Genomic DNA, 254 nt, shown 5'->3' with positions numbered 1-254 from the left:
GTCCCCAGCGGCGAGAAGCTCCACGTCTTCCTGCCCTACCTGGACGAGTTCACGGACACCGAGGTGGCGGCGGTGATCGGCAAGAGCGTCGGTGAGACCGTGCCGCCGCTGCTGACCGTCGCCGACTGCGTCTCCGGATACGTCATCGCCTCCGGGCGCGACGCGGACGACGCCGTCGCCAGGTGCGAGGCCGCCAACGACAGGATCCGCTTCAGGACCAGCTGAAGGCCGCCGCCCGCCGCTCCCCTCCGCAC

At 71.3% G+C, this 254-nt stretch carries 1 pseudogene; it reads left to right on the top strand.

Annotation, left to right across the window (positions count from 1 at the left end):
- Positions 1-225, top strand: a pseudogene (locus tag ACSNOK_RS35220) (ATP-grasp domain-containing protein); the annotation flags it as partial.
- Positions 226-254 lie beyond the last annotated feature (29 nt).

The sequence above is a fragment of the Streptomyces sp. URMC 126 genome, from assembly GCF_051386555.1.
Classification (GTDB): Bacteria; Actinomycetota; Actinomycetes; order Streptomycetales; family Streptomycetaceae; genus Streptomyces.
Note: the sequence above shows the minus strand (reverse complement) of the source record. Positions and strands in the feature narration are given on the sequence as shown.